The 19,663-nt window shown below is 45.9% G+C and carries 17 protein-coding genes and 2 tRNA genes; 17 read left to right on the top strand and 2 right to left on the bottom strand.

Annotated features, from left to right (window positions below):
- Positions 1 to 6: 6 nt before the first annotated feature.
- The 9 genes from rpsD (at position 7) to ACTNDQ_RS02915 (ending at position 8,416) form a co-directional block, all read left to right on the top strand.
- Entirely contained in the window at positions 7 to 600 is a 594-nt protein-coding gene (gene rpsD / locus ACTNDQ_RS02955; RefSeq protein ID WP_015526943.1) for a 30S ribosomal protein S4, read from the top strand.
- Positions 601 to 684: 84 nt separating this feature from the next.
- Positions 685 to 1,644: a DNA-directed RNA polymerase subunit alpha gene (locus tag ACTNDQ_RS02950; protein WP_059085345.1), complete on the top strand. Its 960-nt coding sequence runs from the start codon at positions 685 to 687 to the stop codon at positions 1,642 to 1,644.
- Between the two features lie 91 nt (positions 1,645 to 1,735).
- Positions 1,736 to 2,272 (top strand): bL17 family ribosomal protein, encoded by a 537-nt coding sequence (locus tag ACTNDQ_RS02945; RefSeq protein ID WP_021976084.1) that lies wholly within the window; start codon positions 1,736 to 1,738, stop codon positions 2,270 to 2,272.
- Positions 2,273 to 2,469: 197 nt separating this feature from the next.
- The gene (locus ACTNDQ_RS02940; RefSeq protein WP_278796104.1) at positions 2,470 to 3,210 is read left to right on the top strand and encodes a LytR/AlgR family response regulator transcription factor; all 741 of its coding nucleotides are present in this window, start codon (positions 2,470 to 2,472) and stop codon (positions 3,208 to 3,210) included.
- Positions 3,211 to 3,589: 379 nt separating this feature from the next.
- On the top strand, positions 3,590 to 4,294 hold the full coding sequence (locus ACTNDQ_RS02935; protein ID WP_227588377.1) for a phosphatidylinositol-specific phospholipase C/glycerophosphodiester phosphodiesterase family protein: 705 nt from the start codon (positions 3,590 to 3,592) through the stop codon (positions 4,292 to 4,294).
- A gap of 30 nt (positions 4,295 to 4,324) precedes the next feature.
- On the top strand, positions 4,325 to 5,659 hold the full coding sequence (locus tag ACTNDQ_RS02930) for a MurT ligase domain-containing protein (protein ID WP_015526950.1): 1,335 nt from the start codon (positions 4,325 to 4,327) through the stop codon (positions 5,657 to 5,659).
- A complete protein-coding gene (locus tag ACTNDQ_RS02925) occupies positions 5,656 to 6,384 on the top strand; it encodes a type 1 glutamine amidotransferase (RefSeq protein WP_015526951.1) in 729 nt (242 codons plus the stop codon). The genes ACTNDQ_RS02930 and ACTNDQ_RS02925 overlap by 4 nt, the downstream gene beginning before the upstream one ends.
- Before the next feature lie 9 nt (positions 6,385 to 6,393).
- The gene (locus ACTNDQ_RS02920) at positions 6,394 to 7,011 is read left to right on the top strand and encodes a WYL domain-containing protein (RefSeq protein ID WP_279199336.1); all 618 of its coding nucleotides are present in this window, start codon (positions 6,394 to 6,396) and stop codon (positions 7,009 to 7,011) included.
- 13 nt (positions 7,012 to 7,024) lie between these two features.
- Positions 7,025 to 8,416 carry a substrate-binding domain-containing protein gene (locus ACTNDQ_RS02915; RefSeq protein ID WP_441063641.1) on the top strand — a complete coding sequence of 464 codons (1,392 nt, stop codon included), beginning with the start codon at positions 7,025 to 7,027 and terminating at the stop codon, positions 8,414 to 8,416.
- 95 nt (positions 8,417 to 8,511) lie between these two features.
- On the opposite strand, the gene ACTNDQ_RS02910 is transcribed toward ACTNDQ_RS02915, so the two are convergent.
- Complete coding sequence (locus ACTNDQ_RS02910; protein WP_015526955.1) at positions 8,512 to 9,084, bottom strand: xanthine phosphoribosyltransferase; 573 nt, start codon at positions 9,082 to 9,084, stop codon at positions 8,512 to 8,514.
- Between the two features lie 173 nt (positions 9,085 to 9,257).
- On the opposite strand from ACTNDQ_RS02910, the gene ACTNDQ_RS02905 reads away from it, so the two are divergent.
- The 3 genes from ACTNDQ_RS02905 (at position 9,258) to ACTNDQ_RS02895 (ending at position 10,799) form a co-directional block, all read left to right on the top strand.
- Positions 9,258 to 9,485 (top strand): hypothetical protein, encoded by a 228-nt coding sequence (locus ACTNDQ_RS02905; protein ID WP_015526956.1) that lies wholly within the window; start codon positions 9,258 to 9,260, stop codon positions 9,483 to 9,485.
- 14 nt (positions 9,486 to 9,499) lie between these two features.
- Positions 9,500 to 9,868: a metal-sensing transcriptional repressor gene (locus tag ACTNDQ_RS02900; RefSeq protein ID WP_015526957.1), complete on the top strand. Its 369-nt coding sequence runs from the start codon at positions 9,500 to 9,502 to the stop codon at positions 9,866 to 9,868.
- Between the two features lie 94 nt (positions 9,869 to 9,962).
- Positions 9,963 to 10,799, top strand: a complete 837-nt coding sequence (locus tag ACTNDQ_RS02895; protein ID WP_288786858.1) for a P-loop NTPase — start codon at positions 9,963 to 9,965, stop codon at positions 10,797 to 10,799.
- Between the two features lie 167 nt (positions 10,800 to 10,966).
- Here ACTNDQ_RS02895 and ACTNDQ_RS02890 read toward each other — a convergent pair whose 3' ends face one another.
- On the bottom strand, positions 10,967 to 11,845 hold the full coding sequence (locus tag ACTNDQ_RS02890; protein ID WP_021650784.1) for a LysR family transcriptional regulator: 879 nt from the start codon (positions 11,843 to 11,845) through the stop codon (positions 10,967 to 10,969).
- A gap of 154 nt (positions 11,846 to 11,999) precedes the next feature.
- On the opposite strand from ACTNDQ_RS02890, the gene ACTNDQ_RS02885 reads away from it, so the two are divergent.
- The 5 genes from ACTNDQ_RS02885 to ACTNDQ_RS02865 all read left to right on the top strand — a co-directional run bounded on the left by ACTNDQ_RS02885 (position 12,000) and on the right by ACTNDQ_RS02865 (position 19,467).
- Entirely contained in the window at positions 12,000 to 15,755 is a 3,756-nt protein-coding gene (locus tag ACTNDQ_RS02885) for a phosphoribosylformylglycinamidine synthase (RefSeq protein ID WP_441063637.1), read from the top strand.
- Positions 15,756 to 15,948: 193 nt separating this feature from the next.
- Positions 15,949 to 16,021, top strand: a tRNA-Val gene (locus ACTNDQ_RS02880).
- A gap of 16 nt (positions 16,022 to 16,037) precedes the next feature.
- Positions 16,038 to 16,111: transfer RNA gene (locus ACTNDQ_RS02875), tRNA-Met, on the top strand.
- 179 nt (positions 16,112 to 16,290) lie between these two features.
- Positions 16,291 to 17,256 (top strand): diacylglycerol/lipid kinase family protein, encoded by a 966-nt coding sequence (locus ACTNDQ_RS02870; protein WP_278796004.1) that lies wholly within the window; start codon positions 16,291 to 16,293, stop codon positions 17,254 to 17,256.
- Positions 17,257 to 17,349: 93 nt separating this feature from the next.
- A complete protein-coding gene (locus ACTNDQ_RS02865; RefSeq protein ID WP_110102533.1) occupies positions 17,350 to 19,467 on the top strand; it encodes a glutamine synthetase III family protein in 2,118 nt (705 codons plus the stop codon).
- Positions 19,468 to 19,663: the final 196 nt, after the last annotated feature.

The raw sequence follows: 19,663 nt of genomic DNA, 5'->3' as shown, positions 1-19,663 counted from the left end.
GTTGAAATGGCAGTAAATAGAGTACCTGTTCTGAAAAGATGCAGATCCCTTGGCCTGGATCCGATTTACTTAGGAATTGATAAGAAGTCCACAAGACAGTTAAAACGTGCAAACCGCAAGGTGTCTGAGTATGGTCTTCAGTTAAAAGAGAAACAGAAAGCAAAATTTATCTACGGAGTTCTTGAGAAACCTTTCCGTAACTACTACAAGAAAGCCGACAGAATGCAGGGCCAGACAGGTGAGAACCTTATGGTTATGCTTGAGAGCAGACTTGACAACATCGTTTTCCGTATGGGATTTGCCAGAACAAGAAGAGAGGCTCGTCAGATCGTAGATCACAAGCACGTACTTGTTAACGGAAAATGTGTAAACATTCCGTCCTACCTGTGCAAAGCAGGAGACACAATTGAGATCAGAGAGAAGAGCAAAGGCTCTGAGAGATATAAAGGAATCCTTGAGATCACTGGCGGAAGACTTGTTCCGGAGTGGATCGACGTTGATCAGGAGAACCTGAAGGGTGTAGTTAAAGAGCTTCCTACAAGAGAGCAGATCGATGTTCCTGTAAACGAGATGCTTATCGTCGAGCTGTATTCTAAATAATTAGTAACTGTTTACTGTGCCTACAGTTATAAAAATTGGTAATACCCTCGAATGTTGATTAACCCAGAAGGAGGGAACCTTATAGTGTTTGATTTCAATAAACCAAAAATCGAAATTACCGAAATATCCGAAGATAAGAAGTTTGGAAGATTCGTTGTAGAGCCTCTGGAAAGAGGTTATGGTACTACCCTTGGCAATTCTTTAAGAAGAATTATGCTGTCCTCCCTTCCGGGAGCTGCAGTAAGCCAGGTGAAGATCGATGGTGTACTTCATGAATTCAGCTCCATTCCGGGCGTGAAGGAAGATGTGACCGAAATCATCATGAATCTGAAATCTCTTGCCATTAAGAATCACAGCAGTGATAATGAGCCGAAGACCGCATACATTGAGTGTGAGGGCAAAGGTGTTGTTACAGCAGCTGATATCCAGGCAGATCAGGATATTGAGATCATGAACCCGGATCAGGTGATCGCAACCCTGAACGGTGGAAAAGACTGCAGACTGGCCATGGAGCTTACCATTACCAAGGGACGTGGCTATATCAGTGCAGACAAAGGCAAAACCGATGACATGCCGATCGGTATGATCGCAGTGGATGCGATCTACACACCGGTAGACAGAGTCAACATGATCGTAGAGAATACACGAGTTGGTCAGGTAACTGACTTTGACAAGCTTACACTGGATGTATATACCAATGGAACACTTGATCCGGATGAGGCAGTCAGCCTTGCAGCGAAGGTTCTCAGCGAGCATTTAAACCTGTTCATTGATCTTTCCGAGAATGCTAAGACCGCAGAGGTTATGATCGAGAAAGAAGACAATGAGAAGGAAAAGGTTCTTGAGATGAGCATTGATGAGCTTGAGCTCTCTGTTCGTTCCTACAACTGCCTTAAGAGAGCCGGTATCAATACGGTTGAAGAATTATGCAACAAGACTTCTGACGATATGATGAAGGTTCGTAATCTGGGCCGCAAATCCTTAGAGGAAGTACTTGCAAAACTCAAAGAGCTGGGACTTCAGCTCCAGCCTACAGAGGAATAATCCGGAAACAGAGTAATGAGTGGGGTGTCAGCAGCAGGACAGTAAGACCGAACAAGCATGTCCTGGTGTCCCACAGATGGAGGATAATAAAATGGCAAAATATAGAAAATTAAGCAGAACATCTAACCAGAGAAAAGCACTTCTCAGAAATCAGGTTACAAACCTTCTTCATCACGGAAAGATCGTGACAACAGAAGCTAAGGCTAAAGAGATCCGTAAGATCGCTGAGGGACTTATCGCTATGGCTGTACGTGAGAAAGACAATTTCGAGACAGTTACAGTAACAGCTAAGGTTGCTCGTAAAGATGCTGACGGAAAACGTGTAAAAGAAGTCGTAGACGGCAAAAAGAAAACAGTTTACGATGAAGTTCAGAAAGAGATCAAGAAAGATGCTCCTTCCAGACTTCATGCACGTCGTGAGATGATGAAAGTTTTCTATCCTGTAACAGAGGTTCCTGCTAAGGGCGCTGGCAGAAAGAAAAATACAAAAGAAGTTGACATGGTTGACAAGATGTTCAGCGAGATCGCTCCGAAATACGCAGATCGTAACGGTGGTTACACAAGAATCGTTAAGATCGGACAGCGTAAAGGCGATGCAGCAATGGAAGTTCTTATCGAGCTTGTATAATTTACTTCTGACCGATTTAAAGGACATTTGCAGAAATGCAGATGTCCTTTTTTAATATTCCAAAAAACTCGAAAAAATGCATAAATGGTGGGTTTTCGACCATAAATTACATTAAGATATCATAATTTGAATAACAAATCATGGTATAATATATAGAACAAAAGTAACAATGATGGAGTAAAAGGGGATACATAAATATGACGATGATGACCATTGCCATTTGTGATGATATGCAGGCGGATGCGAGAAAACTTCACAAACAGCTTGAGCGGATCGTTCCAGGGTCAGAAATTCGGATATTTAAAAGCGGCGAGCTTTTATTGGAAGAATTGGAAAAGAAAAGGAAACCTTATGATGCAATCTTTGTGAACATTGATTCAAAGAAAGTAGACGGACTGGAAACAATAAGGAAGATACGTGAAAAAGAAATGTCAGTGGCAGTGCTTTTTATGAGTAGAAGCGATGAATATTACAGAAATGCTTTTGACCTGTTTGCATATAACTATTTACTGAAACCTGTGACCGAAGAAACTTTGGAATATGTAATGGAACCACTGAAGAAGCGACTCAGCGACGGGAATGATGAGCGGGTGATCCATTTTCAGTATCGTGCCCGTGTGTATACTTTACGCTACAGTCAGGTTAGCTATATTACCAGCAGTCTGCATATCGTGAATTTCCATAGGACAGACGGAAGCATACTCCAGTGCAGAGGTAAGCTGAAAGACTTCGAAAAACAGCTTGACGACGGTACATTTTTGCGGTGTCATCAGAGCTTTATAGTAAATATGGAACGGGTCACAGGAGCTGAAAATGACAGCTTCCATATCGGAGAGCATGTAATACCGATCTCCCGATCCTATAATCGGAATGCACACGAGAAATATGATGAATATCTGAGGCTTCAGCAGGAATATGACGAGGAAGAAGAGGATTAACTTGATTATTATCCTTTTTTAGCGTACAATCGGTAATGTATGAAATACGACTACACGTATGCGAAAGGATGATAAACATGGTCGGTGGGACTTTTGGTATTACCGGACAGAAACAATATAGGAATGGTTTGGGACAGGTTCCCGGATATGATAAATTTGCAGAAGATAAAAAGGAAAGCAGCGAGGAAATGTTTTCCTTTACGTCTTGTGCATTTTTTTGTTGCCTGAGATGATGCGACGTTTTATACTGACATTGGAAATACTGTTTGTATCGCTTTTTCTTCTGGGAGGAAGTTTTCCGGAAACAGAAGCTGCCCGGAATACATCAGGAGGATTTAGCTGGAAGGACTACAGGACCATTGCACATGCTCTGGGAGGTATGGACGGAAAGGATTACCTGAATTCCAGAGAGGGATTTCTGTTCATGTATGAACAGGGAGTTCGTCTTTTTGAATTGGATCTTTCCAGGACATCCGATGGAGTATGGGTCTGCAGGCATAACTGGAACGATTCCATGGGACAGTGGGATGGCAACGGAAAAAAAGTCCTTACAGAAAAGGAATTCAGACAAAGTAAAATATATGGGAAATACACCCCCATGACACTGGAGGATTTTTTCCTTCTTCTGAAAGATTATCCGGATGCATATGTGCTGATCGATTCCAAACAGTATTCTCTTCGCAATTATCAGAGAACACTGGAGGATTACAGTGATTATGTGGAAATCGCCAGGAATGCAGGTGCCGGTGAGACGCTGGATCGGATCATTCCGGAAATCTACAATGAAGCAATGTTTCCCGGAACGGCCATGCTCTATTCTTTTCCTTCCTATGTATATTCACTGTGGCAGGAGTATTCTGTGGAAGAGCTGGAGTATATTGCATCCTTCTGTAAAGAAAAGGGAATTCCGGCAGCAACAGTATACTGGGAGTATTGGTCAGAAGAAACGGAGAAGATCTTTGAAAAAAACGGGATCAGTCTGTATGTTTATACGGTCAATGACCGTGACCAGGCCAGAAGATACATTTCGCAGGGAGCAGAAGGAATCTGTACCGATTTCCTGACAGCGGAAGATCTGTGGTAAGAGAAATAAAAATAAAGGAATCAGAAGATTATGAAAATAAGAACAACCATTGCTGTGATGGCAGCAAAGATCACAGGACATGTCTGTAAGCTTATGGGCCGGCAGGGTGTGACCTGGGCCGGTAAGGTCGCGATGAAGATCTGTCCGGATATCCTGGAAGAGCTTTCTTCTCAGGTAAGAGAAAAAATATTTGTAGTATGCGGAACCAACGGAAAGACCACAACCAATAACATGCTGTGCGCAGGCCTTGAGGCAGAGGGAAAAAAGGTCATCTGCAATCATACCGGTTCCAACATGCTCAACGGAGTTGTGGCAGCCTTTGTATTGGGGGCAAAATTCAGCGGAAAACTGGATGCGGATTATGCCTGTATCGAGGTGGATGAGGCATCCACAAGACATGTGTTCACAAGGATCAGACCGGATTATATGGTTATGACCAATCTGTTCCGTGATCAGCTGGACCGTTATGGCGAGATCGATATCACTATGAATATCCTGGAAGAAATGATGAAAAAGGTTCCGGATATGAAGGTTATTGTCAATGGTGATGATGCACTGTCTGCATATCTTGCCATGGACTGCGGAAATCCTTTTGTAACCTACGGGATCAGCAAACCGGTGATCGAGAACAAAACAAACGAGATCCGTGAGGGCCGGTTCTGTAAGTGCTGTGGAGAAAGGCTGATCTACAGCTTCTATCATTACAGTCAGCTGGGAGACTACAGATGTCCGAAATGCGGCTTTAAACGTCCGGAGATCGACTTTGATGCCACAGATGTGAAGGTGGATGATCAGATTGCCTTTACAGTGGAGGATAAACGGATCGTGGCCAATTATAAGGGATTCTATAATGTGTATAATATTCTGGCTGCCTATGCGGGAATTCGTACCGCAGGCTTTAAGGCGGAGCATTTTAATGAGATGCTCCGGAAGTTTAATCCGGAAAACGGACGCAATGAACAGTTTCGGATCAAGGGCACCAGTGTTGTTCTGAATCTTGCCAAGAATCCGGCCGGTTTTAACCAGAACATTTCAGCTGTGATGCAGGACGGATCACCAAAGGATATCATCATTGTGATCAATGATAATGCACAGGATGGAAAAGATATCTCCTGGCTCTGGGATGTGGATTTTGATCTTTTCGGAGGTGACAATATCAATTCCATCACAGTCAGTGGTATCCGGTGTCAGGATATGCGCCTCCGTCTGAAATATGTGGATATCCCGTCCATGCTGGAAAATGATGTGGAGACAGCCATCCGCAAACGAATCGGGGATGGATGCGGCAATCTTTATGTACTTGTAAATTATACGGCGCTGTTTGGCACCAGAAATATCCTGAAGAAACTGGAGGGTGAGAAATGAAGATAACGATAGGGCATTTATATCCGGATCTTCTGAACCTTTACGGTGACAGAGGAAATATCCAGTGTCTGATGAAGCGCTGTCTCTGGAGAGGAATCGAGGCAGAAACCATAGCTTATGAACTGGATGACAGAATCGATTTTTCCAAACTGGATATCGTACTTCTTGGCGGTGGCTCCGACAGAGAACAGATGCTGGTATGTGAAAAGCTGAAGGAAATCCAGAAGGATTTCAAGGCGTATGTGGAAGACAATGGAGTTGTGATCGCAATCTGTGGAGGGTATCAGCTCCTTGGAAATTATTATAAGACGGATCAGGGAATGATCGAGGGTCTGAAGCTTGTAGATATGAGCACTGAGCAGGGAAAAGGCCGCCTTATTGGAAACATTGTGATGCAGAGCGATCTTTTTGATATGCCCATCGTAGGTTTTGAAAATCATGGAGGGCGTACCACCATCGGAAACAACAGATCCCTGGGAAAGGTTCTGTCAGGATACGGAAATGACGGACAATCCGGTGAGGAAGGGGTTGTATACAAAAATGTGATCGGTACGTATCTTCACGGACCGCTTCTTCCCAAGAATCCGCAGCTTGCAGATCTTCTGATCAGCCGTGCACTGGAAAAGAAATACGGTAAAAAGATCGAACTTGAGAAACTGGACGACAGCGAGGAACAGGAGGCAAACTCCTATATTTTCCATCGCTTTGTAAAAAACGAAGGATAAGAGGGCAGTATGGCAAAATCAAACAATCAGAAGGCGAAGATCCTGTACCTTGAAAAAATGCTGCGGGAAACAGGGGAGCATCGGGTAATATCTATGCAGAAGATCCTTGAGAATCTTGAGAAACAGGGAATCCGTGCAGAGCGAAAGAGCATTTATGATGATGTGGAGGTATTACGTTCTTTTGGAATGGATATCCGTTATACAAGAGAACGGCCGGGTGGGTATTATCTTGCCGGTGAGAGTGCCGGAGAGGAACAGCCGTCTGAAGAATCCGGGCTGACTGCGGAAGCTAAGGAGATTCATGAAACTAAAGATATTCATGAGACCTCTGTGACAGGGTACCGGAAGCTTCTTGAGGCTTCAGCCGGAACCATAAAAAAAGAAATAAAACTTCTCTGTACCGGAGCTGTACAGGCGGAGGTGCGTGACTTTTTCGGCACAGATGCAGAATATAAGATGAAAGATAGCGGAGATCTGACGGTAACTGCAGAGCTTCCGGAAAATGGAAAATTCTACGGCTGGCTGACCGGGATGGGCGGCAGTGTACGTATCCTGAAACCCAAGAAATCTGCAGCCGCCTACAGAGACTATCTGAAATCACTGGCAAAGGACTATAAAGGCTTATAGGAGAGATTTGATCATGAAGAAAAAAACAGCAATCCTGCTTGTGGGAGCTTTTGTCTTTACAGCAGCCTTTTCCGGCTGTGGAAAAAACAAAGAGGCGACAGAGGCAGCCAATGAAAGTGTGGAGTCTGAAGACCCGGAGGGAAAAGCCAAAAACAGCAATGATGCAGAGGAAGAAGAAAAAGAAGAAGCAAAAGAAACTGCGGCAGCAGATAAGAAAGTAGGTGTGTTTCTGCCTTCATCAGCAGATGATCCCCGTTGGTCTGCTGATGGAGAAACTCTTCAGAATACACTGGAAGATGATGGATATGATGCAGAGATATTTTGGGCAGATGAAGACAGTGATACGCAGGTATCACAGATCCAGTCCATTCTGGACGATGAAGAGCTTTCTGCACTTGTCATCGCACCTTCAGATGCTTACAGCCTGAACGATGTGCTGGAGCAGGTGTATGAGAAATCTATCCCTGTGATTTCTTACGATCAGCTGATCATGGATACAGATAAGGTCAACTATTATGTTACCTTTAATACAAGAAAAGCCGGAAAAATGGTGGGAGATTCCATCATAAAAAAAATGGATCTGGAGAAAGCCCGGGAAGAAAAGAAAACTCTGACCATTGAGTTCCTTATGGGCTCTCCGGATGATCGTGACGCACTGTTTTTTTATAATGGCGTGATGGAGAAGCTTCAGGAATATTTCGACGACGGAACACTGGTATGTACTTCAGGAAAGCTGACCTTTGATGATACTGCAGTGATGCGTTCCGGAAGAAACACCGCAAAGAATGATATGGCGGAGATCCTTTCTCAGAATTATACAGAGGGTGCGCCGGATATTATCTGCACAGGTGCTGACGACCTTGCACTTGGGGCTGTGGATGCCCTGGAGGATGCAGGACATGTGTCTGGAGAGGATGACTGGCCTATGATCACAGGAGGCGGCTGTGAGGCAGAAGCAGTGACCGCTGCGATCCAGGGAAAGATTGAGGATGATCTGCTGTTTGATAACCGTGTACTGGCAAATGACTGTGTGACGATGGTGGATGCTCTTCTGAAAGGGGAGAAGCCGGAGATCTCCGATTATGAGCAGTATGACAACGGGACCAAGATCGTGGGAACTGTGACCAGTGATATCCAGCTGATCGATGCAGATAATTATCAGATGCTTGTGGATGACGGATATTATGAAGAGAAAGAGATCATGCCGGAGGCAACTGCCACACCAACGCCGACAGTGACATCGGAAGCTACGGTGATGGAAGAACCGGATATAGATGAAAATACACCGGAAGCTGCATCGGCTTCATCGGAAAAGGAAGAAACGGAAATTTCCGGAACACCGACACCGGAGGAAACAGTAACTCCGACACCTTCAGAGAAAGCGGAAAAGGGTGCAGATGCATAGATCAGAAATGATATCATGATCTGGCTGTGATAAAAATAAAAATACTCCCGGAAACAATGTATATAAGTTTCCAGAAGTATTTTTTATGATAAATCTTATTCACGGAAAGTAAGTTTGCCATCAGCAATGGAATCAATGATAGCAAGGGATTCCAGATGGATACCCATGTCACGGATGGTCTGTCCGCCGGACTGGAAGCCTTTTTCGATAACGATTCCGGCTCCTTCAAGAGTTGCGCCGGATTTCTTAACGATGTCGATCAGACCGAGAAGTGCACAGCCATTGGCAAGAAAATCATCGATCAGGAGTACGTGATCTTCCGGTCCGAGAAATTTCTTGGAAAGGATCACATCGTAAACTTTCTTGTGGGTGAAAGACTCTACCTTGGTGGTGTACATCTCGCCGTCAAGGTTCACACTCTGTGCTTTCTTGGCAAATACAACCGGTACATGGAAATACTGTGCCGCAATACAGGCAATACCGATACCGGAAGCCTCGATGGTAAGGATCTTGGTGATTGGACAGTGGTCAAAACGTTTCTTGAATTCTTTGCCAACCTCGTTGATCAGGTCAATATCCATCTGATGATTCAGGAAGCTGTCCACTTTTAAAATATTTCCTTCTTTTACTACGCCGTCTGTCAGAATTCTGTCTTTTAAAAGCTGCATGAAATTTATCTCCTTTGATTTATCACATTAATATATGTTTACTGCCCACGGACAGAGCAGTAATATTTTTAATATGTATCATACGACAATATTTGCGTGAGTGCAATTATTTTTGACAAAAAAACATAAAATTATTATAATGGATAAGATGACTAAGAAAGGAACAGGCACAGATGAAAGAGTATGAAGTAATCTGGGAAATTTTTAACAAATGTCCGAGAAATCAGATGCGTGATGTATTTGTGGAAGAAGTGGAGATTGCAGATCCGGAAGCGTATGTGAAACAGAAATTTCAGGGGAAGGATGTCTCCTACGAGAAGACAGTACTGGAAGACGGAACCATCATTTTTGACATTCAGACATCTATGATCCGGCAGCGCTGTTCTTTCACGGAGATCTGAAGGAGGAAATACACATGAAAGAAACACATGTGCACGTTCTCGAGGATGGAACCGTTCTTGAACATACCCACGGGGAACAGGAACATGTGCATACTCACGATGGCACACATCCTCATCATCACAGCCACGCACAGACCAAGGCCGTACTCAACAGACTTTCCAGGGCCATCGGGCATATGGAATCCATTAAGCGTATGGTGGAGGAAGGACGTGACTGCAGCGAAGTGCTGATCCAGCTGTCAGCCGTAAAATCTGCGATCAATAATACAGGCAAGATCATACTGCAGGATCATATAGAACACTGCATCGTGGATGCAGTGGAGCATGGAGACAGGGATGCTATCAAGGAACTGGAAAAAGCGATCGACAGATTTATGAAGTAAGGTAAGGAGTTCATGAGAGCTCATGAATGAGAAAAATGCACGGACAGAGAGCCAGTTCTGTCTGTGTAAATACAAAGAATGAGAGGAATCTATTATGACAAAAGAGTGTAGCAATACATCCTGCAACAAATCAAGCTGTGAAGGCTGCGGACAGAAACAGCCCCAGAGCCTCATGGCAGAACCAAACGTTTTTTCTGACGTAAAACATGTGATCGGAGTTGTCAGCGGAAAGGGAGGCGTGGGTAAATCCTTCGTAACAGGCTCCCTGGCAAACCTGATGGCTTCCAAGGGATATAAAGTGGGCATTATGGATGCTGATATCACCGGTCCGTCCATCCCGAAGATGTATGGCATCAAGGGCAATGCACAGGGCAGTGACAATGGGATCTATCCGATGCCAACTGCAAACGGAATCGAGGTTATGTCTGTAAACCTTCTTCTCCCGGATGAGGAGACACCGGTGATCTGGAGAGGTCCGGTCCTTGCAAATATGGTAAAACAGTTCTGGAGTGATGTGATCTGGGGTGAATTGGATTATCTCTTTGTAGATATGCCGCCAGGAACCGGAGATGTTCCGCTGACAGTATTCCAGTCTCTGCCGATCGAGGGTGTCGTGATCGTTACTTCTCCGCAGGATCTGGTCCGCATGATCGTCAAGAAGGCCTATAACATGGCTGATATGATGAAGGTTCCGGTTCTTGGAATCGTGGAGAACTATAGCTATGTGAAATGTCCGGACTGCGGAAAAGAGATCAAGGTCTTTGGCGAGAGCCATATCGATGAGATCGCTGTAGAACTGAAGGTTCCGGTCCTGGGCAAGATGCCGATTGACGTGAAGCTTGCAGAGCTTGCAGACAGCGGTCTGTTCAGTAAGATCGAGAATGAGTATATCACTGCGGCAGCAGACGTGATGCCGAAGGCTGAAGCGTAAGTAATAAGAATAATATCTGACCGATATCAATAACAGAAAAGACCACCGGAATTGAGTACATGAGGATCGTAATAACCTTATGGCAGATTCCGGTGGCTTTTTTACTGAATCAGGGAAGTATCCTGCTTCGATCGCGAAAAGCAGTAAGCGGCAGGAACTTGATCGTATCAGATCTGGGAAAAATATTTAAGAAAGCACTGGGCAGCCTGGGAAAGCTGTAGTGCTTCATGATGAGCAATCACGGCACTTCTTGCGGGCAGAGGTGTTTTCAGATGGACAGGTTCCAGACCCGGACGGTTGCGGAGCATATAATCCGGGATACAGGCAATACCAAGTCCGATCTCTGCAAGATCGATCAGCAGATCGTTGCTGTTCAGTTCAACCTCAGGCAGCAGCTTCAGTCCCTGGGCTGCAAACACCTGATGAAGATATTCGCTGGTGGTACTCTTTGGAGCGAGCATCAGGATGGGATAATCCAGAAGATTTTCCATGGAAAGAGGCGATTTGCCCATGGTGAAATAGTCCGGATTTGCCACGAAGATATCCCGGAATTCCAGCACAGTCTGAAGCTTGGTGTGGGCTGAAAGCCGGGAATTCGGGTAGTTGGTGACGATCAGCTCAGCCTGGCCGTTTTCCAGAAGCTCCGCACATCCGATGGAGGTACTGTTGATGATCTTGATCCGTACCTCCGGATGATCCTTGTGGAAACGGCGGAGATAGGGGATGAGAAAATAGCGGCACAGAGTATCGCTGGCACCGATCCGCAGCTGACCGGTAAGATTTCCTTCTCCGGAAAGGACAGCCTCTCCTTCGTTTAGCATGGAAAGTGCCGGCTTTACATGCTGGAGGAGAAGTTCTCCCTCCGGAGTCAGGATGACCCGTTTGGTACTGCGCACAAACAAAGTATGGCCCAGCTTTTTTTCAAGGTTTTTGACGGCCTGGCTTACTGCAGACTGTGAGATAAAAAGCTGTCTGGAAGCCTCCGAAAAGCTCAGCGTCGTGGCCACGTAATAAAATACTTTGTAAAGTTCAAGATTGATATCCATATGTGAAAAATCCTCCGCTTATAAATGATATAAGATATATTAATTTTACTAATGATATTTCCTATGATACTATATTTTCAGCAGAAAAGAAAGACTGAAATGCTTTCTGCACGTTTACCATCCTTATTATCGGGTATAGAGAAAGGAGCCTTCTATGAGCAACGTAAGACGTGTGTATGTAGAAAAGAAACCTGCCTTTGCAGTAAAAGCAAAGGAACTGAAACATGAGATCAAACATTATCTTGGTATCAGCACTGTGACAGCAGTCCGTGAGCTGATCCGTTATGACGTGGAGAATATCTCCGATGAAGTATTTGAGAAAGCCTGCAAGACCGTATTTGCAGAGCCGCCGGTAGATGATCTGTATCTTGAAAAATTTGATGTGGCAGAGGGCGCACGTGTATTTTCCGTAGAATTCCTTCCCGGACAGTTTGACCAGAGAGCCGATTCTGCAGTGCAGTGTGTACAGTTCCTGGATGAGAATGCAGCACCGATCATCCGTTCAGCAACTACTTATGTAATCGAAGGAACCGTTACAGATGCAGAGTTTGAGGCGATCAAACATCACTGCATCAACCCTGTGGATTCCCGTGAGACAGGTCTTGAGAAGCCGGAAACACTGGTAACAGTATTCCCGGATCCTGAGGATGTGAAGATTTTTGACGGATTCAAGGATATGGCTGAGGCTGATCTGAAGGAGCTGTACTCTTCTCTGAACCTCGCCATGACATTTAAGGACTTCCAGCATATCCAGAATTATTTCAGAAATGAAGAGAAACGCGATCCTTCCATGACAGAGATCCGTGTTCTGGATACCTATTGGTCTGATCATTGCCGTCATACTACTTTCTCCACAGAGCTTACCAGCGTGAAGTTTGACGAAGGTGATTATAAGACTCCTATTGAAAAAACATACAAAGAATATCTGGATGCCCATAAGGATATGTACAAGGGCCGTGATGATAAGTTTGTCTGCCTGATGGATCTTGCACTTATGGCAATGAAGAAACTGAAAGCAGAAGGCAAGCTTGCAGACCAGGAAGAGTCTGATGAGATCAATGCCTGCAGTATCGTGGTACCGGTGGACGTGGACGGGAAAGAAGAAGAGTGGCTGATCAACTTTAAGAACGAGACACACAACCATCCGACGGAGATCGAGCCTTTTGGTGGTGCGGCAACCTGCCTTGGCGGAGCTATCCGTGATCCGCTTTCCGGACGTACCTATGTATACCAGGCAATGCGTGTGACAGGTGCAGCAGATCCTACCGTATCCGTAAAGGAAACTCTGAAGGGTAAACTTCCGCAGAAGAAGCTTGTCCGCAGCGCAGCCCACGGCTACAGCTCCTACGGAAACCAGATCGGTCTTGCAACCGGTGCTGTAAAAGAAATCTATCATCCGGACTACGTTGCAAAACGTATGGAGATCGGTGCGGTTATGGGTGCGGCTCCGAGACGTGCGGTCATCCGTGAAAATTCCGACCCTGGAGATATCATCATCCTTCTTGGCGGACGTACCGGCCGTGATGGTATCGGCGGTGCAACCGGTTCCTCCAAGGTCCACACAGAGGCTTCCATCGAGGTCTGCGGCGCTGAGGTGCAGAAAGGTAACGCGCCTACCGAGCGTAAGATCCAGAGGATGTTCCGCAGAGAGGAAGTCAGCCATATCATCAAGAAATGTAACGACTTCGGCGCAGGCGGTGTTTCCGTTGCCATCGGTGAGCTGGCACCGGGACTTCAGATCGACCTCGACAAAGTTCCGAAAAAATACGCAGGTCTTGACGGCACTGAGATCGCCATCTCTGAGTCTCAGGAGCGTATGGCTGTTGTAGTTGACCCGAAAGATGTGGATACTTTCCTGAAATTTGCAAATGAAGAGAATCTCGAGGCAATTCCGGTTGCAGTTGTAACGGAGGAGCCACGCCTTGTCCTTAACTGGAGAGGAAAAGAGATCGTAAATATCTCCCGTGCATTCCTGGATACCAACGGTGCACATCAGGAGACCTCCGTTGAGGTTGAGATCCCGTCAAAGGACGGAAATCTTTTCGAGGAACGTCCGGATATAACAGATGTAAAGAAAAAATGGATGGATACTCTTGCTGACCTGAATGTATGCTCACAGAAGGGTCTTGTGGAGATGTTTGACGGCTCCATCGGCGCAGGCAGTGTATTTATGCCTCACGGTGGCAAATATCAGCTGACAGAGACACAGTCCATGGTTGCAAAGGTTCCGGTACAGAACGGAAAAACAGAGACTGTTACCATGATGAGCTACGGCTTTGATCCATACCTTTCCTCATGGAGTCCGTATCATGGAGCTGCCTACGCAGTAACCGAGTCTGTTGCCAAGATCGTTGCAAACGGTGGTGACTATAAGAAGATCCGTTTCACCTTCCAGGAATACTTCCGTCGTATGACAGAAGATCCTAAGAGATGGAGCCAGCCGTTCTCCGCACTGCTTGGCGCTTATGCGGCACAGATCGGATTCGGCCTTCCTTCTATCGGCGGTAAGGACAGTATGTCCGGAACCTTCAATGACATTGATGTTCCTCCGACACTGGTGTCCTTCGCAGTGGATGTTGCAAAGGTAAAAGATGTGATCACACCGGAGCTCAAAAAAGCAGGAAGCAAGCTGGTATGGCTCCGTGCACCGAAGGATTCCTATGATCTTCCGGATTATCCGGCTCTTATGGAGCAGTATGATAAATTACACCAGGATATCCAGGCAGGCCGTGTGATCTCCGCATATGCACTTGACCGTCATGGAATTGCTGCTGCAGTCAGCAAGATGGCCTTTGGTAACGGCATGGGTGTAAAGATCGAGCATAACCTTGATCCAAGAGATTTCTTTGCTCCGGCATTCGGCGATATCATCTGTGAGGTTCCGGATGGAAAAGTCGGTGAGCTTGCCATTACCTATACTGTGATCGGTGAGGTTACGGATAATGCGAAGTTCACCTACGGTGATACAGAGATCACTCTGAAAGAGGCGCTTTCCACATGGGAAGGAACTCTGGAGAATGTATTTAAAACAGCAGCAGGAACCGAGGACGTCAAGGCAGATGACGGTTCCCTTTACAAAGCAGACAGCATCTATGTATGCAAACATAAGGTTGCAAAACCGCGTGTATTTATTCCGGTATTCCCTGGAACAAACTGCGAGTATGACAGTACCCGTGCATTTGAGAGAGCAGGCGCCGAGGTAGACGTAAAGGTATTCAAGAACCTTACAGCAGAAGATATCCATGATTCTGTAGAGCTCTTTGAGAAAGCCATCGATCAGGCACAGATGATCATGTTCCCGGGCGGCTTCTCAGCCGGAGATGAGCCGGACGGATCCGCGAAATTCTTTGCTACCGCGTTCCAGAACGAGAAGATCAAGGAGGCAGTTATGAAGCTCCTCAATGAGCGTGACGGTCTTGCTCTTGGTATCTGCAACGGATTCCAGGCACTGATCAAACTGGGACTGGTACCGTACGGTGAGATCTGCGGACAGAAAGAGGATTCTCCGACACTGACCTACAACACCATCGGACGCCACGTATCCAGGATGGTTTACACCAAGGTTGTCAGCAACAAGTCTCCATGGCTTCAGAAAGCACAGCTTGGCGGCGTATACTGTAATCCGGCTTCTCATGGTGAGGGACGTTTTGTCGCAAATGATGAGTGGCTGAAGAAACTCAAGGAAAACGGACAGATCGCAACGGAGTATGTACCGGTAGATGAGACTGGATATGAGGGTGAGTTTAACGTAAACGGCTCTTATATGAACATCGAGGGAATCACAAGCCCGGATGGACGTGTTCTCGGAAAGATGGCACACAGTGAGCGTCGTGACGCAGGCGTGGCTGTCAATATCTACGGAGAGCAGGATATCAAGATTTTCGAATCTGGTGTTGAGTACTTTAGATAATACCAGGATTGCGTGAGGTGTATGCAGTGGCAGGGGATTTCAGACCGCCCTGCCACTGTAAAAATACAAAAAAGCATATATTTTTTAAAAAATTAAAAAAAGTGAAAAAAACTGTTGACACAAGTCACAAACCATTATATAATAGCAAAGCGAGTTGCGGAACGGAAGAGTTCCTAAGACGAACAACTGTTATGGGATCTTAGCTCAGCTGGGAGAGCATCTGCCTTACAAGCAGAGGGTCATAGGTTCGAGCCCTATAGGTCCCATGTTACAAAAGAATATGGCGAGATAGCTCAGTTGGCTAGAGCACACGGTTCATACCCGTGGTGTCGAGGGTTCGAATCCCCCTCTCGCTACTTAACAAAAGGTCTGAAGATTCAATTTTATTGGGTTTTCGGACTTTTTTTGTTATAAAATTCCGGCTGCCTGTGGTAAGACCAGATGTGAAAAGTTAAGATTGACATTTTACATCGTTTTTTTTATCATAGTAAAAGAATAGACATAACGAATCATTTCGGGAAATGAGGATTGTATAATGAAAAAAAGAATGCTTTTTGTTTTCAACCCCAAAGCAGGAAAAGGAAGAATCAAGATGCATCTGCTGGACATTGTGGATATCTTTAATAAAGGTGGGTACGAAGTGATCATCCGTGCCACGCAGGGACCGAAGGATGCTTATGAACATGTGAAGGAATATGCAGATCAGGTAGATCTGATCGCCTGCAGTGGAGGTGACGGTACACTGGATGAGGTGGTTACCGGAATCGTGGAAGTGGGCAGCCAGACACCGATCGGGTATATCCCTGCAGGAAGCACCAATGATTTTGCCAACAGTCTGTTTATGCCGAAGAGTATGACTGCAGCTGCCTCCATGATTATGGAGGAGCAGATCTATCACTGTGACATCGGTAAATTTAATAACCAGACATTTGCCTATGTGGCTGCGTTTGGACTGTTTACCAATGTTTCCTATGAGACAGACCAGGATCTGAAAAATATCCTGGGACATGTTGCCTATGTGCTGGAAGGGATGAAGCAGCTTTTTGAGGTGAAATCCTATCATCTGAAGGTAACCTCCGATGAGCTGACTGTGGAGAATGATTTTATCTACGGTATGATCAGCAATTCCAGATCTGTAGGCGGATTTAAGAATCTTACCGGAAAAAACGTGGATATGAATGACGGACTGTTTGAGGTGACACTGATCACCAATCCGAAGAATCCGCTGGAGCTTCAGGAGATCATGACTGCGCTTCTTACTGCAGAGGATAATACAGATCTGATCTATTCTTTTAAGTCTGCGCATGTTGTGATAGAGTCAGAGGAGGCTGTTCCGTGGACGCTGGATGGAGAGTTCGGTGGAGATCAGACCCGTGTGGAGATCGATAATCTTCATGAGGCCATGAACCTTTATCTTACCAGCAGTAAGAAACAGAAAAAAAGCCGGCTGAACCAGAAAATGCAGGAGATCAAGGAGATTACCCAGAAGAGCGAAGAATGATCCGGGTATCCGAAGACAAGGTGATCATACAGAGGTGAAAATGTCTTTCCTCATAAGAAAGACTGGATATACAGGAACGAAAAGGAGGAAGAAATGGGAGATTATATCAACGTAAAGGAAATCTTTGGCTGCGATGTATTTAACGATTCTGTTATGCAGGACCGTTTGCCGAAGAAGGTATACCGCGAACTGAAAAAGACAATAGAAGAGGGTAAGGAGCTGTCCATGGAGATCGCTGATGTGGTTGCACATGAGATGAAGGAATGGGCTATTGAGAAAGGTGCTACTCATTATTGTCACTGGTTTCAGCCGCTGACAGGTGTTACTGCCGAGAAACATGACGCATTTGTCACAGCGCCAAGAGAGGACGGCAAGGTACTCTTAAGCTTTTCTGGCAAGGAGCTGATCAAGGGTGAGCCGGATGCATCCTCATTTCCATCCGGAGGACTTCGTGCAACATTCGAGGCAAGAGGCTATACAACATGGGATTGCACATCACCTGCCTTTGTACGTCATGACGCAGCCGGCGGGATCTTATGTATCCCCACAGCATTCTGCTCCTATACAGGAGAGGCGCTTGACCAGAAAACACCGCTTCTTCGTTCCATGGAAGCGGTCAATACACAGGCGCTTCGACTTCTTCGCCTTTTCGGAAATACAACATCAAAAAAAGTAACTCCTTCCGTTGGAGCTGAGCAGGAGTATTTCCTGGTTGATAAGGAGAAATGGCTCCAGAGAAAAGATCTGATCTATACAGGAAGAACTCTTTTCGGTGCTATGCCGCCGAAGGGACAGGAGATGGATGACCACTATTTCGGAACCATCCGTCAGAGAATCTCCGCATACATGAAGGAAGTCAACGAGGAGTGCTGGAAGCTGGGCGTAACAGCAAAGACACAGCACAATGAGGTTGCACCTGCACAGCATGAGCTGGCACCGATCTACGCACCGGTAAATATTGCAGCAGATCACAACCAGATCATGATGCGTATCCTCAAAAAAGTTGCAAGTCGCCATGGTATGCGCTGCCTGCTTCATGAGAAACCGTTTGCAGGAGTTAACGGTTCCGGTAAGCACAACAACTGGTCCCTGACAACGGATGACGGGATCAACCTTCTTGAGCCGGGAAAAACTCCTCATGAGAATATCCAGTTCCTTCTTGTTCTCACCTGTATCCTGAAAGCCGTTGATGAGCATGCAGATCTTCTGAGAGAGTCTGCAGCAGACGTTGGAAACGATGAACGTCTCGGAGGAAACGAGGCACCGCCGGCAGTTATCTCCGTATTCCTTGGTGAGCAGCTTCAGGATGTTCTGGAGCAGCTGATCAGCACAGGTACCGCCACACACAGTAAGACCGGCGAGATCCTGGATACCGGTGTTAAGACACTTCCGGATTTCATGAAGGATGCTACAGACCGAAACAGAACATCACCATTTGCGTTCACAGGAAACAAATTTGAGTTCCGTATGGTTGGTTCCCGTGATTCCATTTCCGAGTGCAACGTAGTTCTGAACACGATTGCAGCAGAAGTATTCCGCGATGCATGCGACCGTCTGGAAGCAGCAGACGATTTTGATACTGCAGTACATGACCTGATCAAGGAGTATGCGATCCAGCATCAGCGTATTGTATTCAACGGAAACGGATATGCACCGGAGTGGGAGGCAGAGGCAAAGAGACGTGGACTTCCGATCCTTCCGTCCATGGTAGATGCCATTCCTGCGCTGACTACAGATAAGGCTGTGAAGCTTTTTGAATCCTTTAATGTATTTACAAGAGCAGAGCTTGAGTCCAGAGCAGAGATCCAGTATGAAGGCTATGCAAAGGCTATCAACATTGAGGCCAAGACCATGGTGGATGTAGCTACCAAGCAGATCATCCCGGCAGTGATCCGTTATACAACGGTTCTTGCAGAGTCCATCAATTCTGTGAAGGCAGTGAGCGCAGCGCTTGATGTCAGTGTACAGACAAGTCTTCTGGAAAAATCCTCCGCACTTCTTGCTGAGACCAAGACAGCTATGGATAAGCTTTCCGGACTGATCGCTGAGTCGGAATCCCATGAAGAGGGACGTGACCGTGCTGTATTCTTCAGAGAGAGCGTGGTACCGGCAATGCAGGCTTTAAGAAAACCTGTAGACGAGCTTGAGATGATCGTAGATAAAGATATGTGGCCGATGCCATCCTACGGTGATCTGATCTTTGAGGTATGATCGGTTAAATAAAATACAGGAAATAAGAGATGTTCCCTGGGTGTAGCGGCATCTTTGAGATCAAATGACGGGACAGATGTAAGATCTGTCCCGTTTTTTACCTGACGGAGAAAGAATCTGTAAGCGGTTATCCGTCATAGGATCATATAATAACTGCGGATGAGGATATCTGCGGCATTCAATCAGATTCAGGAGT

Origin of the sequence: Blautia massiliensis (ex Liu et al. 2021) (genome assembly GCF_052064225.1) — a bacterium.
GTDB classification, from domain to species: domain Bacteria; phylum Bacillota; class Clostridia; order Lachnospirales; family Lachnospiraceae; genus Blautia_A; species Blautia_A fusiformis.
The sequence above is the reverse complement of the archived record's forward strand: the minus strand, read 5'-3'. Positions and strand labels throughout refer to the sequence as shown.